The sequence below is a fragment of the Enterococcus sp. 10F3_DIV0382 genome (assembly GCF_002140245.1).
Lineage (GTDB): Bacteria > Bacillota > Bacilli > Lactobacillales > Enterococcaceae > Enterococcus_B > Enterococcus_B lactis.
Map to the genome: position 1 here is coordinate 1,606,945 of NZ_NGMF01000001.1, position 22,679 is coordinate 1,629,623.

General features: G+C 37.1%; 19 protein-coding genes and 1 pseudogene. 14 read left to right on the forward strand and 6 right to left on the reverse strand.

What is annotated here, in order from left to right:
• Positions 1 to 148 precede the first annotated feature (148 nt).
• Positions 149 to 1,786 (forward strand): mannitol dehydrogenase family protein, encoded by a 1,638-nt coding sequence (locus A5849_RS08140; RefSeq protein WP_086310033.1) that lies wholly within the window; start codon positions 149 to 151, stop codon positions 1,784 to 1,786.
• Positions 1,786 to 2,871 (forward strand): mannonate dehydratase, encoded by a 1,086-nt coding sequence (gene uxuA, locus A5849_RS08145; protein WP_002309202.1) that lies wholly within the window; start codon positions 1,786 to 1,788, stop codon positions 2,869 to 2,871. The genes A5849_RS08140 and uxuA overlap by 1 nt, the downstream gene beginning before the upstream one ends.
• Positions 2,872 to 2,981: 110 nt before the next feature.
• Here uxuA and A5849_RS08150 read toward each other — a convergent pair whose 3' ends face one another.
• Positions 2,982 to 4,535: a helix-turn-helix domain-containing protein gene (locus A5849_RS08150; RefSeq protein ID WP_086310034.1), complete on the reverse strand. Its 1,554-nt coding sequence runs from the start codon at positions 4,533 to 4,535 to the stop codon at positions 2,982 to 2,984.
• A gap of 147 nt (positions 4,536 to 4,682) precedes the next feature.
• On the opposite strand from A5849_RS08150, the gene A5849_RS08155 reads away from it, so the two are divergent.
• Positions 4,683 to 5,855, forward strand: a complete 1,173-nt coding sequence (locus tag A5849_RS08155; RefSeq protein ID WP_086310035.1) for an LPXTG cell wall anchor domain-containing protein — start codon at positions 4,683 to 4,685, stop codon at positions 5,853 to 5,855.
• Between the two features lie 134 nt (positions 5,856 to 5,989).
• Here the strand turns inward: A5849_RS08155 and A5849_RS08160 are convergent, their stop codons facing one another.
• The 5 genes and pseudogenes from A5849_RS08160 to A5849_RS08180 all read right to left on the reverse strand — a co-directional run bounded on the left by A5849_RS08160 (position 5,990) and on the right by A5849_RS08180 (position 9,646).
• Positions 5,990 to 7,027: an AI-2E family transporter gene (locus A5849_RS08160; RefSeq protein WP_002319949.1), complete on the reverse strand. Its 1,038-nt coding sequence runs from the start codon at positions 7,025 to 7,027 to the stop codon at positions 5,990 to 5,992.
• Positions 7,028 to 7,176: 149 nt separating this feature from the next.
• On the reverse strand, positions 7,177 to 7,617 hold the full coding sequence (locus A5849_RS08165; protein ID WP_002290718.1) for a MarR family winged helix-turn-helix transcriptional regulator: 441 nt from the start codon (positions 7,615 to 7,617) through the stop codon (positions 7,177 to 7,179).
• 56 nt (positions 7,618 to 7,673) lie between these two features.
• On the reverse strand, positions 7,674 to 8,084 hold the full coding sequence (locus tag A5849_RS08170) for an organic hydroperoxide resistance protein (RefSeq protein WP_002290719.1): 411 nt from the start codon (positions 8,082 to 8,084) through the stop codon (positions 7,674 to 7,676).
• 176 nt (positions 8,085 to 8,260) lie between these two features.
• Positions 8,261 to 8,694: pseudogene (locus tag A5849_RS08175) on the reverse strand (VOC family protein).
• Positions 8,695 to 8,797: 103 nt separating this feature from the next.
• The gene (locus A5849_RS08180) at positions 8,798 to 9,646 is read right to left on the reverse strand and encodes a YitT family protein (protein ID WP_002309208.1); all 849 of its coding nucleotides are present in this window, start codon (positions 9,644 to 9,646) and stop codon (positions 8,798 to 8,800) included.
• A gap of 407 nt (positions 9,647 to 10,053) precedes the next feature.
• Here A5849_RS08180 and A5849_RS08185 point away from each other — a divergent pair, with 407 nt between their 5' ends.
• The 11 genes from A5849_RS08185 (at position 10,054) to A5849_RS08235 (ending at position 22,642) form a co-directional block, all read left to right on the forward strand.
• Positions 10,054 to 11,820, forward strand: coding sequence for a glycoside hydrolase family 13 protein (locus A5849_RS08185; protein ID WP_002309211.1), 1,767 nt, complete (start codon positions 10,054 to 10,056; stop codon positions 11,818 to 11,820).
• 101 nt (positions 11,821 to 11,921) lie between these two features.
• The gene (locus tag A5849_RS08190) at positions 11,922 to 13,181 is read left to right on the forward strand and encodes an extracellular solute-binding protein (protein ID WP_002306680.1); all 1,260 of its coding nucleotides are present in this window, start codon (positions 11,922 to 11,924) and stop codon (positions 13,179 to 13,181) included.
• 147 nt (positions 13,182 to 13,328) lie between these two features.
• A complete protein-coding gene (locus tag A5849_RS08195) occupies positions 13,329 to 14,630 on the forward strand; it encodes a carbohydrate ABC transporter permease (protein ID WP_002290728.1) in 1,302 nt (433 codons plus the stop codon).
• A gap of 3 nt (positions 14,631 to 14,633) precedes the next feature.
• Positions 14,634 to 15,485 (forward strand): sugar ABC transporter permease, encoded by an 852-nt coding sequence (locus A5849_RS08200; RefSeq protein ID WP_002290731.1) that lies wholly within the window; start codon positions 14,634 to 14,636, stop codon positions 15,483 to 15,485.
• Between the two features lie 12 nt (positions 15,486 to 15,497).
• Positions 15,498 to 16,313, forward strand: a complete 816-nt coding sequence (locus A5849_RS08205) for a maltodextrose utilization protein MalA (protein WP_002309215.1) — start codon at positions 15,498 to 15,500, stop codon at positions 16,311 to 16,313.
• Between the two features lie 150 nt (positions 16,314 to 16,463).
• The gene (locus tag A5849_RS08210) at positions 16,464 to 17,630 is read left to right on the forward strand and encodes a cyclopropane-fatty-acyl-phospholipid synthase family protein (protein ID WP_002309217.1); all 1,167 of its coding nucleotides are present in this window, start codon (positions 16,464 to 16,466) and stop codon (positions 17,628 to 17,630) included.
• 233 nt (positions 17,631 to 17,863) lie between these two features.
• Positions 17,864 to 18,511 (forward strand): PepSY domain-containing protein, encoded by a 648-nt coding sequence (locus A5849_RS08215; protein ID WP_002335055.1) that lies wholly within the window; start codon positions 17,864 to 17,866, stop codon positions 18,509 to 18,511.
• An 83-nt stretch (positions 18,512 to 18,594) separates the two neighbouring features.
• Positions 18,595 to 19,539, forward strand: coding sequence for a dihydroorotate oxidase (locus A5849_RS08220; protein ID WP_086310036.1), 945 nt, complete (start codon positions 18,595 to 18,597; stop codon positions 19,537 to 19,539).
• Between the two features lie 134 nt (positions 19,540 to 19,673).
• Positions 19,674 to 21,125, forward strand: a complete 1,452-nt coding sequence (locus tag A5849_RS08225; protein WP_002345113.1) for an amidase — start codon at positions 19,674 to 19,676, stop codon at positions 21,123 to 21,125.
• Positions 21,126 to 21,146: 21 nt separating this feature from the next.
• Positions 21,147 to 21,983, forward strand: a complete 837-nt coding sequence (locus tag A5849_RS08230; RefSeq protein ID WP_002306692.1) for a transporter substrate-binding domain-containing protein — start codon at positions 21,147 to 21,149, stop codon at positions 21,981 to 21,983.
• Positions 21,983 to 22,642 (forward strand): amino acid ABC transporter permease, encoded by a 660-nt coding sequence (locus A5849_RS08235; RefSeq protein ID WP_002306693.1) that lies wholly within the window; start codon positions 21,983 to 21,985, stop codon positions 22,640 to 22,642. The genes A5849_RS08230 and A5849_RS08235 overlap by 1 nt, the downstream gene beginning before the upstream one ends.
• Positions 22,643 to 22,679 lie beyond the last annotated feature (37 nt).

Sequence of the window (22,679 nt, forward strand, 5' to 3'; positions counted from 1 at the left end):
ATAACAGAAGAGATCTGAAAAACAATCTGATATGTCACTTTAACTCGTAGATTTGTACAAATAGTAAAATTTTGATTGACATAGCGGTTTTTATTGCATAAAATTCATTTGAAGACAAAAACTGATATGTTAGTTTAGGAGGGGAAAAATGATTGATTTAAACAACTGGGAGAACTTTATTCCTGAATTATCTCAAAAAGAAGTAGAAATACCTCATTTTGACCGTGCATCATTAAGAGAAACTGGACAAAGAAATCCTGTCTGGATCCATTTTGGTGGCGGAAATCTTTATCGAGGATTTCATGCAGAAATCGCTCAATGTTTAGCGGATCAAGGCGAATTGCCCACTGGTGTCATTGTTTGTGAAACATTCGATGAAGAAATAATTGAAAAGGCTTACCGAGTTTTTGATGATTTGATTCTTGAAGTGGTCATGCCAAGCAGTGGAAAATTTATCAAACGTGTATTAGCTGCGACAGCTGACAGTCTGTATTGTCATCCAGATTGTTCGGAACACTTTGCTAAGATGATTGGTCACTTTGAAAATCCGAGTTTACAATTAGTTACTTTTGCTATTACTGAAAAAGGTTATCGATTGAAAGATACAAGTAATAAATATATAGGACCGATTGCAGTTGATATAAAAAATGGTCCGAAAAAGCCATCACATACGATGAATATTCTTGCTGCACTACTTTATAGACGGTTTTTATCGGGAGCTTGGCCGATTGCACTTGTCTCTACAGATAATTTTTCACAAAACGGCAGTCAATTACGTACTTCGTTGCTAACGATTGCAAAAGAATGGCAAAAGGAAGGTTATGTACCAGAAACATTTATCCAATACTTATCGAATGAAGAAATCGTTGCGTTTCCATGGACAATGATTGATCGTATCACTCCGAATCCTTCCATATCAGTTAGCAGAATGTTGGCAGAAGAAGGTTTTTTAAATATATCGATCTTGCAAACCGCAAAGGGAACCAATATTGCGCCATTCGTCAATACAGAAGATATCCATTATTTAATCATGGAAGATCATTTTCCAAACAGACGTCCGAGATTCGAAAAAGCTGGAGTGTTCTTGACTGATCGTGCAACGGTAGATAAAGCAGATACGATGAAAGTGACGACTTGTCTTAATCCTTTGCATACGGCTTTAGCTATTATGGGTTGTTTACTGGGTTATAGGAGTATAGCTGAAGAGATGAAAGATCCAGATTTGTCACTGTTAGTTTCTGAAATCGGGTACAATGAAGGTCTTCCAGTCGTAGAATCGCCTGGAATCATTGATCCAAAGACCTTTCTTGAAGAAGTAGTCACTGTGCGATTTTCTAATCCAAATATTCCTGACATGCCTCAGCGAATCGCCACGGATACCTCTCAAAAGGTGGCGATTCGTTACGGTGAGACGATTAAAAAATATATGGAAATAGAAAATAAGGACCCGCAGACTCTTGTGTTCATCCCATTGATTCTCGCTGCTTGGCTTCGATACCTTATTGGCCTTGATGATCAAGGAAAACCATTCACACCGAGTCCAGATCCTTTGCTGGTGGAACTTCAGCACAGGCTTTCTGATATTCAATTGGGTACGCAAGATACCTCACATATCCAAGAGAAAATTGTTCCTATTTTGTCAAATAAAGAAATTTTTGGTGTAGATCTTTATCAAGCTGAGATTGGCAGAAAAATAGAAGGAATGTTCATCAAAATGTTGGCAGGACCCAATGCCGTACGAAAAACATTACAGAATTACTTACAAGAACATGGAGGAACTTTATAATGGAAATGACTTTTAGATGGTACGGTTCACAAGAGGAAAAGATTGCTTTAGATGAAATCAGACAAATACCTGCAGTCAAAGGTATTGTAGGCACATTGATGGACATACCAGTAGGAGAAGTGTGGCCTAGGGAACGGATCAAAGAATTAAAAGAAGAAATTGAGTCTCGTGGATTGACACTAAAGGTTATCGAAAGCGTCAATGTGCATGATGCCATTAAAATTGGTTTACCATCCCGTGAGCAGTATATCGAAAACTATAAGCAGACGATTCGAAACTTGGCAGAATATGGAATAGAAGTCATCTGCTATAATTTTATGCCTGTATTTGATTGGGTCAAATCTGATCTTGATTACCGCTTAGAAGATGGCTCATCTACGTTAGCTTTTATATCCGCTGATATTCCAGCTGATCCAAAAGAAATCGTCGAACGCATCGAACAGTCCAGCAATGAATTCGAGTTGCCGGGGTGGGAACCTGAACGCTTAGCTCATATCAAATCTTTGCTTGAAGCGTATGCATCAATAGACGAAGAAAAACTTCGAGAAAATTTTGCTTATTTTCTTCAATCAATCATCCCGACATGTGAAGAGGTAGGGGTCAAAATGGCTGTACACCCAGATGACCCGCCGTACTCGATTTTTGGATTACCTCGAATCGTAAAGAATCGAGAAGACCTAGATTGGTTGTGCCGAGTAGTAGACAGTCCTTCTAACGGAATCACTCTTTGTACAGGAAGTATTGCAGAAGATCCAGAAAATGATGTGTATGAAATTTTAGCAGAATTTTGCCAAAGAGACCGGATCCCATTTGCTCACGTTCGAAATATCAAGTTTTTAGATAATCGAGATTTCTATGAGGCACCGCATAAATCAGAATACGGTTCATTAGACATGTACCGTATACTAAAAACAATGTATGACAACGGATTTGACGGATACATCCGCCCTGATCATGGCAGAATGATTTGGAATGAGACAGGAAGACCAGGATATGGCTTATATGATCGAGCATTAGGTGCGGTATATCTAAATGGATTATGGGAAGCAATTGAAAAAGGAAACGAACGTAAAGAAAACCAGTAAATAATTTATAATTTTATTATGTAAAAGAAAAAGATATTCAAATTTTTGTGACATAAATCCGTATGCTTTTCAACAGTATACGGATTTATGTCACTTCTTTGGTCTAGGAACTAGAGGTTATCTTGATTTTCTTTTTCCGATTGGTTCATAAGAGCCTCTTCTTTTAATTCAAAAATATATTCTGAAATCCTCATAATCACTTTTTTCCAATCTTCTGGTGTGATGATTCCCTTTAAAATATATATTTTTTTGATGTGGGAAGGCAACTGTTTCAAAGGGCAGTCACTGATAACGATGTTACAGTTCTCCATAAAATCGTTTTGTATTTTGATCGATTCATTTGAAAAAATTTGTTCTATCTTAACAATCAAATCTTTACTGATATAAAAATCACGCGTATAGTTCACACCAATAACGATCAGCGGTTGTTTTTTGTAACGATCATATAAATGTACTAGATCTTCGACCATCCATAGCACATTTTCTTTTTCTAAAATATCTGGCAGCATATGTTGATTTTGTTCTCTGAAATCCATGTAAAATCGTTCAATAGCTGTTTGGAATTCTTTCAATACGTTATGCTCTTGATAAAGCATAAAAGTAGGAAGGGGCGTATTTGGTTGATTGAAGTTAAGAAATCCATTATAAAGTTTATTTCGTGCGAACGCCAACGAGTAAAGAATCTTTTCTTTTTCAGGCATAAGCAAATCAAATACAGTACAAAAGGATTCCACCATTTTTCTTGAATAAAGAACATGAGGAACATTTGCTTTTCTTAAAAGTTCGTATTGCTCCAAACTTGTTTTTTCTGATTCGATTTTCGTGATAGAGAGCCGAGCTAAAATATTCACTAGGATGCGTTGTTCGCGACAAATTGGCAGATTGGGACGCAAAATATCGACAGAGGGATCAATAAAAAAGTCAATATATTCATACTCCTCAAACTCTCTTTGTACACCTTTTACAGAAGTAGCCGGAAAATTCTCTTTACATATTTTCAACAGCAAATATAATTTATCCATCATACCGCTATTCAGTCGGTCAAGTACCTCTTTTTTAAAAAAAGTATTCATCATAAAAGCAACTACCTGTGGTTCTTCATCATAAAAATCTGTAGCAGTACTTGAAAAGATATTCCAATAAATATCTAATGCTGCATATTGGATTTGTACTTCTTTTCCAGAAAAGGACTTTCTTCCATTATTAGAAAAGGAGACAGACAAACCATACAATGCTAAAAATGCATTGATTTTTTTCATTTTCGTATACAGATAAGAGGCACTATAGTTCGTTTGCTGACTTAAACTGATAATCGAATTTGTCTGACAACTGAACAAAGAAGTCAAGATCTCATAACTGACCGATTCGTTGCAGTACCTTCCAAATAGACGATAGTAGCAATAAGCCGGATCAATTCCTTCAAAATTCAACTTCAAAAAAGGTTTTTGTTTATCAATATGCAATTCTGTTAGATTTAGACGCTCAAAATCTTGTTCTAATTCTTTGATGTATAATAGAAAATTTGATTCAGACATATGGAAATGATCTGCTAAATATTGTGTAGTAATAAAGAAACGATGTTCAGACAGGAAAAGAAAAATATCTAATTTTGTATTGCTTTTTTTCTTTAAAAGATACGTTTTTATCGCTTCTTGGGTTTGCATGAAGGGCGCTCCTTTTTACTTAAATTGTTAAAACTAGAAAATATTACTGTTTTTTTCATGAATCTAGACAAAAAGACAGTAAACATATAGGTACAATCTCTACTATCTTATTTCTTGCATACAAAAAAATCAAGGAGTGAGAGAGTTATGAGATATCCAACCATCTTAATCTCAACATTTACAGCCTTAAGCTTATCGCTTACTATAAATCAGACAGTGCATACAGAGGAGATAGGAACAGCAAATTGGGCAGAAACCAAATGGGCCAATGTTAATCGAATTACTTTCCAAGATGAATTTTCTTCCTTCAATTCAGGTGTCACAAAATTGAAAAAAGGACAAACAGCGACCATCAAAGCAACAGTTGATTATTCGGGAGACTTAGCACCGATACGACAATCAGCTGTTACATTTGAGAATGTTGACCCTGCTTTATTGATCAGTTACGACGAGAATACTTTGTCTATCCAACACAAGCAAGCAACATTTACTTTCACCGTCACATTAAATCAGGACTTGCTAAAACCAGCACTGTTTACTGTCAAAGTAGCAGATGGCTTACCGAACGATCTTCATTATTTGACGCCGTATAGTCAACGGCAGACAGTTGAGCAAGATTCAGCAACCGACTCAGGAGGAGGAGATCTTGTTGGGGAACCAACGGATAAACCAGAAAATGAAAACAAGCCTGATATACCGCCTACAGAAAATCCAGACGGAGAACAGCAACCGGAAATAGAATCTGGTGAAGAGCCTGATACAGAAATGAAGCCGGAGCCAGACAATGAATCAAAACCTGAAACAACTCCCGAAGAAAAACCAGGCACAGATAATGAAACCGAGAATCCAGAGAAACCAGATGTGACTCCAGAACCAGATACAGACTCTAGCAACGAAGCAAGACCAGAAGAAAAACCAGACACGGATAATGAAACCGAGAATCCAGAAACACCAAATAGGGTTCCTGAAGAAAAGCCAGATGTGGTCCCAGAAATGCCAGAAAAAACACCTGAAACAAATATAACAGCAAAAGAGATAAGCACCCAAAAGGATGAAAAGAAAGAGAGTCAAAAAATAGATACAACCATTCAACAAATAAATAAAGAGAAGCAGAATACACACACACAACGATTTGATAGCCCTCACCCAGCTGAGACTTTAAAAAGTAGCAAAGATACAATCCTTGCTAGTCCTGATACGAAAAATAAACAGCTGCCAAAATCCGGAGAAGCACAAAATAAAGTCATACTGTGGAGCGGAATCATTCTATTAAGCATAACAATGATGTTTTCTGTAAAAAGATTTAAACAAAATAGATGACACTGACATTTGAAGAATGTCGGAGAACACATTTTTACAAACGAAAAAGTAATATTAATAAAACGACCCTGAATAACAGATTCTAAATCTGATATTTAGGGTCGTTCTAATTTTTATCTTTCTTCATTTTTAATTTAAAGGAGATCTGTTTCTCTTGGTGAATGATTCGGAATCTTTTTCACTTTCAGCACATCTAAAAAGAAGGTGAAAATCGGGATGCCGACAATCAATCCCCAAACGCCAAAGAATCGTTCACTAACAAGCAAGACCACGAATGTATAAAAAATCGGCAAGTCTGTTTTGCTAGACATTAATTTTGGGTTCAGTACATAAGATTCGATCAGATGCACAACCAAAATCGTCATCAGGATATAAACAACATCTCTGATTCCTCCTTGTGAATAAGCAATGAAAGATAGAGGAATACAAGAAATAATAACGCCTGCTACTGGGATCAGACTTAGAATGAATATCATAATTGCTAAGCTCAGCAGTTGGTGAAAGCCAAATGCGGCCAAGGCAATAGTTGTGAGCAGGGTGTTTAAAAGAGCAATAATAAATTGAGCTTCTAATACTAAACCAAATGTATTGACAAACTTATCGGCGAAATAATATAGATCTTGAAAGAACCAAGAAAACTCACTTTTTAGAAATAACCGTGAGAAAAAAATCGTTTTTTGCTTTTCAATCATAAAAAAGAAACTTAAGATGAACGACATAGCGAACGCCACTGCCAGTTTTCCTATATCTTGTAAATAGCCAAGCGCAATTGACGCGCCATTTTGAAGCTGTTCAAAGAAATCGTTCCGCTCGATATAATTGTGGATGTATTGTAAAACTGGATCTGCATCTTTTGGTTGATGCTCGTAAAAATCAATAACAGATTGGATCATATCGAATGTTTGATGAATAAGCATCGGGATATACTTTGTGAATGCCAGATAGATAAGATAAACGATCAATGTATAAATCATGATGGCTAAAATACCTGTAGGGATTCGGACAAATCGCTGAATGATTTGAACAAGGTGGATCATCAAGTAAGTAAAGATAAATGTGAGTAAAATGGTTGTAATCATACTTCTTACTAAGAAAAGTACAAAAATGACAGATAATAAAACAGTGAGGCGGCGTATTTTTTCATTCGCCAAAAAACGCTGATAAACGGACAATTTGACAACCTCCAAATAACAAAAATAAACACGTTATTCATTATATGATGGAATACGAAAATAAGAAAGGGAAAGAGCAAAAAGAAAAACCGCTAAATGACGTTATCTTATGAGTTGGTTTTCCTCATAAAATCGTTCATCTAGCAGTTTCAGCCCTTTTTCTGGTCTTGATGAAAATTATCTAGCATTTTTCGGGTCAGATGTTGCAGTGTATCCAATTCTTCCTGTTCAAGCGGAAGATAAGACTTGATCTTTTGTGGAATACCTTCTGCTTGTTTTTGCAACGCAACTCCTTGAGAAGTGAGCGTAACATTTACGATTCTTTCGTCATCCGTTTCACGCTGACGCTTGATATAATTTTTTTCTGCTAACTTCTTCAGTAAGGGGGTTAGCGTACCAGAATCCAGACACAAATCATTTCCTAGCTCTTTCACTGTAGTCTTTTTCTTTTCCCATAAAACTAGCATCACAAGATACTGGGTATAGGTAAGATCCAGCGGTTTGAGAAGGGGAGTGTAGTGCCTGATGATCTCCTTAGAGGCGGCATATAAAGGAAAACATACTTGATTAGCTAAATATAGATCTTCCATTTTTCCACCTCCGCTGTTTCACTATAGTGTATCATAGCGGATTTACACAAAAAAGTCTATTCACTAACAGCTTTCAGAGTAACTTCGATATTTCCAGCTGTCGCTTTTGAATAAGGGCACACTTTATGTGCAGCTTCTAATAATTCTTGGGTTTCTTCTAGAGAAAGGCCTTCGATAGATCCTTCAATCTCTACGCCTAAGACAAAGCTCATTTCACTTTCGGAATAAAGAGAAACTTGTGCGCTGACAGTAGAAGCGCCAGAAATATTTTTTTGTTGTTTAATCAACTCCAATGCACTGTTGAAACAGGCACTGAAACCAGCTGCAAACAATTGTTCAGGATTTGTTGCGTTTTCAACACGTTTACCAGGAGCTGCAATATTTAATTCGAATGTGTGATCAGGATTATGGACTTCTCCAGAACGTCCGCCTGTGTTGATCATTTTTGTAGAATACATTTTTTTCATAAGATTACCACCTTTTATTATATTTGATGCAATTAGATTGTACACAATTTAATTATAAAAAGCAAAGAAATTGATTATTCAAGAAAAAAGAGAAAGCACATGGAACAAACTTGCTTCCTCTAATAAGAATATTTACAAAAAAATATCAGTGACAAGAACTAATCCCATCATAAACTTTACATATATTTTTCAAAAAGTTGTTTTCTTTCTTCAAAACTTACTTCACGATGAACCTGATGAAGCATCCATAAATAACCAAAAGGATCCCTGAACATCGAATTGGTCACACCAAAGTCCATCATTTCTGTCATTTCTTGGATCTCTACACAGCCATTTCGTAATGCTTTATTATGTGTGTCCTTAATGTCAGAGACGATGATATTGAACCAGATCGTATTTGGATGTTCAGCAGTAGGGGCAGTCAGACCAAGGGGCGGATTGTCATCCAGCATATGGAACCGCGTGCCATACAAGGAAAAATGACTTCATTATTGCCTCTAGGATACTCTGTTGCCTCAATCAGTTCTATTTCATCAAAGATCGTTTGATAAAGTTTTAGAGCTTTCAAACTATCATTTAATACAAAATCGATTTCTGTTCCTTTATGCATAAAATTCTCCTCTCTTTTTCAATCGAACATTTACTTACTTCTTCTATTATTATACCAGTTAAAGAAAACGCATTCAAAATAATAGGGTTGATTACTTACCAACTCATTCGATTGGATGATAAGTAAATCCGCGTCCCATTACTTCTGCTACGCTGTTGACAATGACAAAGGCGCTTGGATCAATTTCTTCTATCAGAGGTTTCATTCGAGAGAATTCATGATCGGTCACAACGATCAATAACACTTCTTTTGACTTTCGGTTATAGCCGCCTTTTGCCTCCAGCAAGGTAAGCCCGCGTCCAATTTCAGCACTTAAGCGAAGGCGAATGTCTTCCAAAGAATGTTCGCTCATAACCATGACGGATTTCTTCCGATTGATCCCTGTTTCGATATAGGTCATGACGATTGAAGTGATTGCAATAGATAAGATAGCGTAAAGAAATTCTTCTATTCCAAAAACAAACAGATTGAGAGAAACGACGAAAGCATCTGTAAGAAACAGGCCGATCGAAGTGTTCAAGTGGAAATATTTTTTAAAAATGAGGGGAGGGATCGTCGTGCCACCACTGGAAGAGTTATTTTTATATAAGATGGCCACTCCTAAAGCAAAAATCGCACTTCCAAAAATGACAGATAACAACCGATCTGAAGTAATCATCATCTCTGGTACTACCGCGATGATCAAAGGAAAAACTAAGCTTCCAAAAAGCACTTTGAAAAAAGGTTTTTTACCTAAAAACAGAAGAGCTAGCACTAACATAGCGATATTCAATACTAAAATGACTATAGCACGGTCAAAACCGAAAGCAGCTTCCAGTAATATTCCTAGTCCGCTGACACCACCAGCAGCGATATGATGAGGCCCTAAAAACATATTTATAGCGACTCCTAATATAAAGAGGGCAAAAATAATTTTGGCATATGTCCATATAAATTGTCTTGTTTCTTTCATTTATCCACTTCCTTTAGTTGATTAATAGTATTCTTATCTTATTATAACTTATTTTTCACTATAAGTTAACTTCGTTTAAGAAAAAAATTAGGCTTGGCTAATTTAGGAAACTCATCTTATCTGAAATCACTCGATCAAGCAAAAACTCTTAAAAAACTTTTTCGATTAGGAGGATCGAATATAGAGAGCAGAGAAACAGATAAACTAAGATAATTATAGAACTCGAAATAGGTAGAAAATAGATTCAAAAACTTTTAAAAGTTTTTGGATCTATCTGTTGAATTCGCTTAAAAGGTAATAGAAAAGTGCCAAAAAAACTGTTACCGATAACATTTTTGAAAGCGTTGTCTTTTCTATCTCTATCACTTATAGTGAGGACGTAATATTAAATCGCAAGGAGGAAATCAATGGACACAGCTGCAATTTATCATCGACCGGAAAGTGAATATGCATTTCTATATACGAATACAAAATTCCGTATCCGGCTTCGTACTCGGAAGAATGATATCAAAAAAGTATATGTGTTAAGCGGAGATCCGTATACCATAACAACTGAAAAATGGTATCAAAAAGAACGACCAATGAAAAAGTGTTTAAGTACAAATGTTCATGATTATTGGGAAGTTGAATTGACAAGTGAAACAAGACGATTACAATATGCGTTCCATGTTATTGGAGAAGACAGCACGGATTGTTTCTATGGTGATCAAGGTGTTTTTCCTTATCGAAAAAATGTGATTGCTGAACCAAATTTTTATTTTCGAATGCCTTATTTCCATCAAATTGATCGCTTCGTTGTACCAGAATGGGTGAAAGAAACAGTATGGTATCAAATTTTTCCTGAAAGATTTGCAAATGGGGATAAAGCAAATGATCCCGATCATACTTTGGCTTGGGGAAGCAAAGATCCAGATCGTGAAGATTTCTTTGGCGGGGATTTACAAGGTGTGATGGATCATCTGGATTATTTGACAGACCTGGGTATCAACGGAATATACTTTTGTCCCATATTTAAAGCTACATCCAATCACAAGTACGACACGATCGACTATTATGAAGTCGATCCCGCGTTTGGAGATAAAAAACTTTTAAAAAATTTAATTGATGAAGCACATAAAAGAGGGATACGTATCATGTTTGATGCTGTATTCAATCATATGGGAATCCATTCGCCCCAATGGCAAGATGTACTCGAAAACGGAGAAAAATCAATCTATAAAGACTGGTTCCATATCCGCTTTTTCCCAGTAGATTCCTATCAGATGACTGATGTGCCAGAAACTGCTGAAAATATCCCATATGATACTTTTGCATTTACTCCATTCATGCCCAAACTAAATACAGCAAATCCAGAGGTTCAAAAATATTTATTAGATATTGCCACCTATTGGATAAAAGAATTCGATATTGATGGATGGCGACTAGATGTTGCTAATGAAGTGGATCATCATTTTTGGAAAAAATTTAGAGAAGAAGTTACAGCCATCAAACCTGATATCTATATCCTGGGAGAGATCTGGCATTCCTCACAGGCCTGGCTGCAAGGGGATGAATTCCACGCAGTAATGAATTACGCATTTACAGATTCAATTAAAGATTATTTTGCAAAAAAGAAAATTACAGCTTCGCAAATGGTCAGTGGAATGAATCATCAGCAAATGCTTTACAGAGATCAGGTGAACGAAGGGACATTTAACTTATTAGATTCTCATGATACTGCAAGGATCTTAACTCTTTGTAATGGGAACAAGGAATTGATGAAATCTGTGATGACTTTTATGTTTCTTCAAAAAGGATCTCCATGTATCTATTATGGGACAGAAGTAGGGATGACTGGTGGAGAAGACCCGGATTGTCGAAAATGTATGGTCTGGGAAAAAGAAAAACAAGATCTAGAACTGTTTGGTTTTATAAAAGAACTCGTTTCTCTTAGGAAACAGTTGTCTAAGATTCTTTCTGAAGGGGCTACCCAATGGTTAATAGTAAATGATCGTGAAGATAAGCTCTATTTTGTACGTGAACTAGAGGGGCAGATTATCCATATTTACTTCAATCAGTCAGCAGAACCTTGGATAGTAGAACAGGAAAATGAGGTTATTCTTAGTCAAAATTGTCAGTTATTAGAAGATGGGAAAGCAGAGATACAGCAATACGGATTTTTGATTATGTGTTGAAAACTGTTACCGGTAACAGTAAGAAAGCGTTTGCAAATAAAGATTTGTGCCCATTATAATAGTGGTGTAACAGCACGTTGAATACACAGGAGGAAATGAAGATGAAAAAAAGAAGCGCGAAAAAGTTAGGTTTAGGGTTAGTCTCTTTAGGAATCTTAGGCGGATTAGCGGCTTGTGGCAATGGTAATTCTTCAGCAGAAGGGGAAGCGGAAGAAGGGAAAACGTTAACAGTCTCCGTTGATTCTGGATATAAAGATTATATAAACGAAATAAAAGATACATTCGAAAAAGAAAACGATGTGAAGATCAAGCTGGTAGAAAAGGACATGTTCGATCAGTTAGAATCATTAGCGTTAGATGGGCCTGCTGGAAAGGGACCTGACGTTATGATGGCAGCATATGACCGGATCGGTGCGTTAGGACAGCAAGGACATCTGGCGGAAGTAAAACTGGGAAATGAATCAGCTTACGATGAAACAGACAAAGCCCAAGTGACTTATGATGGAAAAATCTATGGAGAACCTGCAGTAATCGAGACCCTTGTTTTGTACTATAACAAAGATTTAGTCGATACAGCACCAGCGACGTTTAAAGATTTGGAAAATCTATCCAAAGACAGTCGTTTTGCTTTTGAGTCAGAAGCAGGAAAAAATACAGGATTTTTAGCTAAATGGACTGACTTTTATTATTCCTATGGTTTGATTGCAGGTTACGGTGGCTATGTATTCGGTGATGATGGTACAGATCCTTCTGATATCGGTTTGAATAATGCAGGTGCTGTAGAAGGAATTTCTTATGCAACAGATTGGTTCCAAAATGTTTGGCCTAAGGGAATGCAAGACATAAAAAGTGCAGGAGACTTCGCCAGCCAGCAATTCATGTCCAACAAAACTGCAGCAATTATTGACGGCCCATGGCAAGCGCAAACATACAAAGAAAACAATATCAATTATGGTGTTGCAAAAATTCCTACTCTAAACAATGGACAGCCTTATCAACCATTTGGCGGAGGAAAAGGATGGGTAGTCAGCAATTATGCTAAAAATAAAGATCTCTCTCAAAAATGGCTCGATTATGTAACGAATCAGGAGAATCAAGAGAAATTCTTTGAAATGGTAAATGAAATCCCTGCAAATCAACAAGCTCGGGAAACAGCCAAGGCTAAAAACGATGAATTAACAACAGCTGTGATCGAACAATATGAAACAGCTCAAGCAATGCCAAACATCCCAGAAATGGGTGAAGTTTGGACAGGTGCAGAAAACTTGATGTTCGATGCAGCATCAGGTTCAAAAACACCAAAAGAATCCGCAGATGAAGCAGTGAAAACAATCAGTGAAGCCATAGAACAAAAATACTGATTAAAATGATAACCGTCCATTTTTATAAAAAAATGGAACAGGTGCTTCAGATAGAGGTGGCAAGAGCGAGATGGAAAATTATCTTGTTCTTGTTGCCATTATCTTAAAAGTAGTTTGCGGTTTAGCAAGTTTAGAGGGGGCATTCAGATGCAGCAAGATAAAACAAGCCAGATCAACGAAAAAAAAATCACGCTTTGTTCACTTATTCCGGGGATGGGGCAGTTTGTAAATGGCCAAACTTTTAAAGGTATCGTTTTTTTCGCAATATTCGTCCTATTCATTGGTCAGATGTTCTTGGGCGGATTTCATGCATTGATAGGATTGGTTACTTTGGGAAGTATACCAATGGAAGATCATTCATTATTTATTTTGATTGAAGGCACTTTGCAATTCATCATTACAATCATTTTCTTGATTTTTTACGCTTTGAATCTTCTAGACGCCTATCGAGTAGCAAGGATGCGTAAAGAAGGGAAAAAAATCAATCGAACGATGAAGGAAGTCATACATAATATAGGTGATGAAGGTTTTCCTTATCTATTGACACTTCCCGCGTATCTTCTCATGATTTTTACCATCATTTTCCCAGTCTTAGTCACATTATTTACTGCATTTACCAATTATGACTTTAATCATATTCCACCAGCCAGTTTGATTGATTGGGTAGGGGCTAAAAACTTTTTTAGCATCTTCTTCTTGAGTTCATATCGCAATACTTTTTTTGCAGTCTTTTCATGGACCGTAATCTGGACGTTATGTGCAACAACTTTACAAATCACCCTTGGTATTCTCACAGCGGTTGTTGCTCACCAAAAATTTATTAAATTTAAACGTATTTTCGGTATCATTTTCTTATTACCGTGGGCGGTCCCAGCGTTTATTACTATCATGAGTTTTTCGAATATATTCAACGATAGCGTAGGTGCCATCAATACTCAAGTTATTCCTTTCATAAACCAGCTTCCATTTGTAGATATCAGTGCAATCTCTTGGAAAACGGACCCGAACTGGACTAAAGTGGCAATCATCTTAGTTCAAGGATGGTTAGGATTTCCCTATATCTATGTAATGGTTACAGGGATTTTACAGTCGATTTCTGAAGATTTGTATGAAGCAGCAAAAATCGATGGAGCAAATGCATGGCAACGTTTCTCAAATATCACACTGCCAGCTGTATTTCTAGTTGCGGCACCAACGTTTATTACCCAATATACTGGGAATTTCAATAATTTTTCTATGATCTACCTATTTAACAATGGAGGGCCCGGAAGCGTGGGTGGAGGAGCTGGTTCTACAGATATCCTGATTTCATGGATTTATAAACTTACGACTGGAACTTCTCCGCAGTATTCTATGGCTTCAGCCATTACGTTGATCATCTCCATCATCGTTATCTGCGTATCTTTGCTAGTGTTCAAAAAGACAAATGCGTTCAATATGGGGGATTAAACAATGAAAAAATTTCATTCGAGTGCACGATTCCAAAAACGGCTTTCTCACTTTTTTACTTACTTTTTTCTTTTACTGTTATCAGTCATTATTATCTATCCACTTTTGATCACAGCAAGTACTGCCTTCAAGTCAGGAAACATTGCGGCTTTCAGTTTGGATTTTTCAAGCGACTGGACTTTAGGGAATTTCACGCGACTGTTCAGTGAAACACTTTACGGGACGTGGTATAAAAATACGTTAATCATCTCTGTCCTAACGATGATCGTACAAGTAACTGTAGTAACTTTAGCTGGCTATACGTATAGCCGTTATCGTTTTATCGGACGCAAATCAAGTTTGATGTTCTTTTTAGTGATTCAGATGGTACCGACTATGGCAGCATTGACTGCCTTTTATGTCATGGCTTTCTTATTAGAGGCACTAGATAAGTATTGGTTCTTGACGATGATTTATATAGGCGGTGGGATTCCAATGAATACTTGGCTGATGAAAGGATACTTTGACACAGTACCAATAGATTTAGATGAATCTGCTAAACTTGATGGGGCAGGGCATTTCAGGATTTTTTTCCAGATTGTATTACCTCTTGTCAAACCAATGCTCGCCGTTCAAGCATTATGGGCATTCATGGGACCTTTTGGCGACTTCATGCTAGCGAAGTTCCTGCTCCGAACACCTGAAAATCAGACTGTTGCTGTCGGCCTGCAAACATTTATTTCTGACGTGACAAATCAAAGGGTCTCCCTCTTTGCTGCTGGAGCAATTTTGATTGCTTTACCGATTTGTCTATTATTCTTCTTTTTACAAAAGAACTTTGTTACCGGCCTGACATCTGGCGGGACAAAAGGATAGGAGCAGAGGATCATGCAAACATTTCCGTTAAATTATTTTTCCACTTTACGTACGCCAACTCAAGTGTTTGCGGGACGCAAACTATTATCATGGCCCAAATTTTTCTTGATATTTGTATTTTTAGTTTCCTTGATGGTCATGCCTGTGACTCTTTTTTATGCCAATCAGATCCAAGGGATTCCATTAGAACAATTTCTATCCGTTCATTCGTTGATCGATGAACAAGGAACCAAAAAATTTTCTGAACTTGAATTATCTGAAACTGGGTTACAATCATCGCAACAAACGATAGCTGTGACCCCTGAAATTTTGGTAGGTGTGTCTTTATCTGAGAAACAACAATCCGATCATGGAACTTTTATTGATTTTGAGAAGGAACAATGGGTGATCCAACAAAAGGATAAATCTGGTATACGCCGCTATACGATGAATTATAGTCCATCTTTCCAACCGGATTCTGTACGTACGCCGGAAGATTTCCAACGATTTTTAGAAAGAGAATTTTATGCCAGTAATCGTCCAACAATCATTTTATCTTATAGTTTAAGTCTTGGTCTTGTCCTATTTATCATGACGAGTCTCATTTTATTCGGTGCTTCCTTTTTCTTGTGGATGACAAGAAAAAGCCAACTCTCATCCATTCATACATTCAAAGAGAGTGCAAATTTGATGCTGAATGTGATGGGGATAGGATCCATGGTAGCAGCAGTTGTAGGGTTTATCCACTTTGACTTTATCTTGATGCTAAGTGTCCAAACAATGATAACTGTCTTGCTGCTTTTATGGGTTTTTGCTAAGACAAAATTCAAAGATAAGCGTGTCGAATGACAAGTTTAAGTGATTTGTGCGACAATGAATGTGAAAAAAATGAAAAATAAAGTAGTTTTTGAAAAATTTCTGAAAAAATTAAACTTCTTAGTTGATTCTTTTCTTTTTTAGTATTAACGTAATAGGGTAGTTTTTTTAAGGAGGAAAATCATGTTAGAGAAAACTTTATACAACCAATTATTTTCACGTTCTTTCTCGCTCCCTGTCGAAGTAAATTATTGGGACGGTACAACGAAACAATACGGAGATACGGACACTCCTCCCCAAATCAAAATCAATATCCATGAAGAAATCCCAATGAAAGAGATTACAAGCAACGCTTCTTTGGCACTAGGAGAAGCCTATATGGATCATCGAATCGAGATCGAGGGAAGTATCCAAGCATTAATCAACGATGCTTATCAGCAAGCAAACAGCTTTTTACGAGGAAAAGATTATCTAAAATGGCTGCCAAAGAAAGAAAAACATACAAAACAAAAAAACAAAGAAGATATCCATGCGCATTATGACTTAGGTAACGACTTTTATAAACTTTGGCTAGACCCAACTTTGACTTATTCTTGTGCCTATTTCAACACACCTGAAGATACGTTGGAACAAGCACAAATCAATAAAGTCCATCATATTTTAGACAAACTCTTTATCAAAGAAGGCGAAACGTTGCTTGATATCGGTTGCGGCTGGGGAACATTGATGTTCACTGCTGCCAAAGAATATAACGTCAAAGCAACTGGGATTACTCTAAGTGAAGAACAATACGATTTGATCACAAAAAAAATCAAAGAAGAACATTTAGAAGATAAATGCCGTGTATTATTAATGGATTACCGTGAACTAAAAGGCGAAATGTTTGATCATATCACAAGTGTAGGTATGTTCGAACATGTAGGTTCTGAAAATCTTGAAGGTTATTTCAAAGTCGTAAAAGATTTATTGAAACCAAAAGGAACAGCTTTGATCCATGGAATCAGTCGACAACAAGGCGGTGCGACAAATGCTTGGATCAATAAATATATTTTCCCTGGCGGTTATGTTCCTGGGGTTACTGAATTAGTTGATAATATTACAAAAAACGATTTGCAATTGATCGATTTAGAAAGTTTGCGTCGTGACTATCAATTGACATTAGAGCATTGGACAAAAAATTTCCATCAAGTCCAAGATCAAGTCACGAAAGAAATGGGGGATTCCTTCTATCGAATGTGGGATCTATATTTACAAGCTTGTGCAGCGTCATTTGAGTCAAGCAATATCGATGTAATTCAATATTTGCTTGTTCAACCTGGAAATAATGATATCCCAATGCATCGTGCATAATTGATATAAAAAGGCAGTTTAAAAGCTATTTAATTATTTAATAAATGGAAGCTAAGTTTTATGATGCTCCCGAAGTGAGATTTTAGTCTAACTTCTAGGGTTGTCTCTAAAGCTTAGCTTCTTTTTTATTTTCATAATAATAACGTTGTTCTTTAATTTTTAAACATGACAGAAATTTTTTTCTTCGTTATACTTTTATAGAATACTATTTTATAATAAAGGAGATAAAATCAATGAAGAAAACTGTTATTTATACTAGTTTATTTGCGGCTTTGTTTTTAGCTGCTTGTCAATCAAACACCAATCAAGGAACATCTGGGAATACATCTTCAAGTAGTGAACAACGCTCTTCTCAGGTATCGGAATCCTCAACAAACGCAAGTACATCTTCGTCTAGCCAAACAAAGAATTCGAGCGAGGCAATGGGCCAGTCAGCTATCAAAGTGTCTGCAGCTCGTGCGATTGAATTGTTTAAAGATAAGTATCCAGATACTGCTATTACTAGTTTGGAACTAGATAGTGATTGGGGATCTTACTTCTACAAGATAGAAGGTGTCGATGATCAAAAAGAATATGAAGCAAGAATTGATGCTCAGAATGAAAAAATGGAAACAGAGAATCCAGAAACGCTAGATCGAGAGGATCAAAATGGTCAAAAGAAAAAAGAAGATGGTCTAGCTGTTGATAAATTAATTACAATTGAGGAAGCAGCAAAGATTGCTGTCGATAAAGTAGGAAGCGGTACAGCAACAGATTGGGATCTGGATAAAGATCTAGGTACTACTTATTGGGAAGTCAAAGTACAAAATGGTAATCAAAGTACATCAGTCAAGATCAATAGTGAAACAGGGGAAGTACTATCAACCGAACAGGATGATTAAGAATTTCGTTGAAAAACAAGAGTTGATTTTTCTTTTAGTCATGATACACTAGATAAAATAACTTGTTTGAAGGAGCGATTTACTTGAGTTTAGAAACGACCTTTGCCAATCATACCTTTGCTAACCCTTTTATGAATGCATCTGGTGTACACTGCATGACTACCCAGGAATTAGACGAGCTGGCTCATTCAGAAGCAGGAGCATTTATCACTAAGAGCTGTACAATCAATGAACGAAAAGGAAATACCGAACCACGTTATTTTGATGTTCCTTTAGGCAGTATCAATTCTATGGGGCTTCCAAACTTAGGCTTTTCTTATTATCTAGAGTATGCTCTTGCGTATGAAAAAGCGCAGAAAAAACCAAATCAACCATTATTTTTTTCGATCGCCGGGATGAGTGTCCAAGAAAACTTGGAAATGCTTGGGGAAATAGAAAAAAGTGGATTCAAGGGGATTACTGAACTAAATTTATCTTGTCCAAATGTGCCTGGTAAACCACAACTAGCTTACGATTTTGAGGCCACTTATGAAACATTGAAAGAAGTATTCAGCATCTTTTCTAAGCCGTTAGGGATCAAATTGCCTCCTTATTTTGATTTTGCTCATTTTGATCAGATGGCAGATATCTTGAATCAGTTCCCGTTGACATATGTCAATGCTATCAACAGTGTGGGTAACGGGTTGTATATCGATACAGACAAAGAAGCAGTGGTCATCAAACCAAAAGAAGGGTTCGGCGGCATTGGGGGAGAGTATATCAAGCCGACCGCTTTAGCAAATGTCCGCGCTTTTTATACGCGTTTGAAACCAGAAATCCAAATCATTGGTACAGGTGGGATTCGGACAGGACAAGATGCATTTGAACATCTGCTATGTGGCGCAAGCATGTTACAGATTGGTACAGAGCTTCATAAAGAAGGGCCGGAAATTTTTTCTAGAATCATAAAAGAATTAACGCAGATTATGTCAGAAAAAGGATATACGTCAATTGACGAATTTAAAGGCAAATTACGCAACATTTCATAGCAAAAAGACGAAGGTCATGATTGATCTTCGTCTTTTTTTATAAAAAACACTCGTCTGTTCATTCATGTGCAAGCGTACTCATTGTATGTTAGACGAACTTGTGGGAAAATAACAGGGGCAAAAAGGAGGATACTATGAAAGATGCAACAGAATTAGCGAAAGGACTTAAAGAAAAAGAATTTAGTTTTCAAGAATTAGCTGATGATGTACAGAAAAAAATAAAAAAACAAAATCATGAATTGAATGCGTTTGTTGCACTTGAACCATTCGAGAATAGTTCCACTGAACGATTGATTCCCCAGTCAGAAAAAGGACCATTGGCAGGTATTCCATTCCCTTTAAAAATGCTCGGTCAAGAAAAAAAGGGATGGCTAGCTACTTCAGGATCTCGTTTATTTGAAACACATCGAGCTTCTCATACATCCAATTATGTACAGCAAGCAGAAGCGATAGGGCTAGTTCCTTTTGGACAAACCAATGCGCCAGAGTTTGGTTTCAAAAATATTACAGACCCCGTCATCTATGGCCCAGCAAGAAACCCCTGGAACCTTGAATGTACACCTGGCGGATCAAGTGGAGGCGCTGCTGCTGCAGTTTCAGCGGGAATCGTTCCTTTAGCTGGCGCTAGTGACGGTGGTGGTTCTATTAGAATACCCGCTTCGTTTTGCGGATTGATTGGGCTGAAACCTTCGCGAGGGACGATGCCAGTTGGTCCATATGCTTGGCGAGGATGGCAAGGAGCTGCTATTGATTTCGGTTTGACGGTTTCTATGAGAGACACGGAGGCTTTATTTTATGGGATGAGAAGCATCCATTCCGGTGCGCCATATCAAGTATCGCCAGTTGAGTGGCAAACACATCCAAGAAAAAAACATTTGAAGATAGCTTTTTGTGTTGATTCACCGATCCACTCACAGATTAGTGAAGAGGCAGTACTTGCTGTAAAAAAAGCTGTAGATTTCCTTGAAAAAGAAGGACATGATTTGACGGAGATTCCTTACCCACTAGATGGTCGTAAACTGATTAGGTCTTATTATCAGATGAATGGCGCAGAGACAGCAGCAATGATCCACTCGATTGAAGCAGGCATCCAGCGAACTGTCAGAAAAGAAGAACTTGAGCCGATCTCTTGGACTTTGTTCCAATATGGTCAGAAACTTTCTGCCGCTACTTACATTGATTCTCTGCATGTATGGGATGAAGCAGCAATTGTCATGGAACACTTGCATCAAGAATATGATTTATTCCTTTCACCAACGACTGCATTTACTGCCCCTAAAATCAGCGAAGATTTGCAAAGTGATACGATAAGAGCACAGATGGAACACATCCATGATTGTTCTGAAGTACAAGCTTTAGAAGTTGTTTCTTCTATGTTTGAGGAAAGCTTGAAGATCACACCTTATACACAATTGGCTAATCTGACTGGACAACCAGCAATCAGCTTGCCTACTCATTTGACAAAAGAAAACATGCCTCTCGGGATTCAATTTATGTCCGCCAGAGGAAGAGAAGATTTGCTGCTTCAAATCGGCTATCTATTTGAAGCAAGTCACCAGTTCCATTTACCAAATCCATGGAAATAGCAGAAACAAGGAGAAGAAAAAATGAAGAAAAAAAGATTGTTTGCTCTAATAACTAGCGTCTTTTTTATTTTAAGCGCTTGTGGTACAGCTGCCGCTAACCAAGAAGATCACAGCTGGAGTAATGTGGAAAAAAAGAAAGAATTGGTAGTAGCAACTTCTGGCACACTATTTCCCGCTTCTTATTATAATGATCAAAATGAATTAGTTGGTTATGACGTAGACTTGGCGAAAGAGGTAGCCAAACGTTTAAATGTCAAAATCTCCTTTAAAGAATACAATGTGGATGGACAAATCACTTCTGTTTCAAAAGGAGAATCAGATTTTGCTGCGAACGATTTTGGTATCACAAAAGAAAGAGAAAAAAAATTCTCCCTTTCAGAGCCTTTCAAATATTCATTTGACAGTATGATCGTACGAAAAAAAGATGATTCAGGAATCCACTCACTTGATGATCTTAAAGGAAAAAAAGCAGCTGGCGAACCCAATACTAGCTATATGCGTTTAGCGGAAAAACACGGAGCTAAATTAGTTACTTACGATAACGCCACGAATGATCAATATTTAAGCGATGTAGCAAACGGTCGAACAGACGTTATTCTAAATGATTATTATTTGCAGAAAATGGCCGTATCTGCTTTACCAGATATCCCCGTAAAAATCTTGGAGAACGTTTATTTCAATGAAAACGAAAGTGGTTTTTTATTGAAAGAAGGAAATGATGCTTTGAAAAAGAAAATCGATGGCGTATTAAAAGAGATGAAAGAAGATGGGACGACAAAGAAAATATCTGAAAAATATTTTCAAACTGATGTTTCAGTCAAACCGAAAGAAACGATGACTGAGTCGGTGAGTGATTGATGTACTTTCCTCTCATTGATTTTTCCCTCATGTGGACTTCACTTCCTTTCGTACTGCAAGGCTTGGTATACACATTAGGGATCGGCTTCGTGTCTTTTGTTTTAGGAAACTTGGTAGGGTTGCTTTTGACAGTTCTAGGTCTTTTGGATTGGCTACCTCTGAATGTATTTATTCGTTTTTATTTATCGTTCTTTAGAGGTATTCCCGCACTAGTCTTGCTGTTCTTGTTATATTTCGGGTTACCTTATCAATTAAGTGCCTTAACGGCTTCAGTCATCTGCTTCACGATTACCAGCAGTGCATTTATTGGTGAAATCTATCGAGGATCACTAGCAGGCGTTTCTTCAGGTCAGTGGGACGCTGGTTTAGCTTCTGGTTTTTCTTTCTTTGGGGTATTGAAATATATCGTTTTACCGCAAGCCTTTCGAATCTCGGTACCGGCACTCAGTAACGTAGCTATGGATTTAGTGAAAGGTACCTCATTAGCGGCAACGATCACAGTGCCAGAAATATTTCAAAAAGCAAAGATCATAGGTGGTCGGACATTCGACTATTTTTCTCTCTATATTTTAGTTGCACTGATTTATTGGATCATTTGTATCGGGATCGAAAAAGTGCAACAGTATTTAGAAAAACGTTCCGTCCATCAGTCAATCTGAAAAATAGAAATGGTGCTAACGTGACAAGCATCATTTC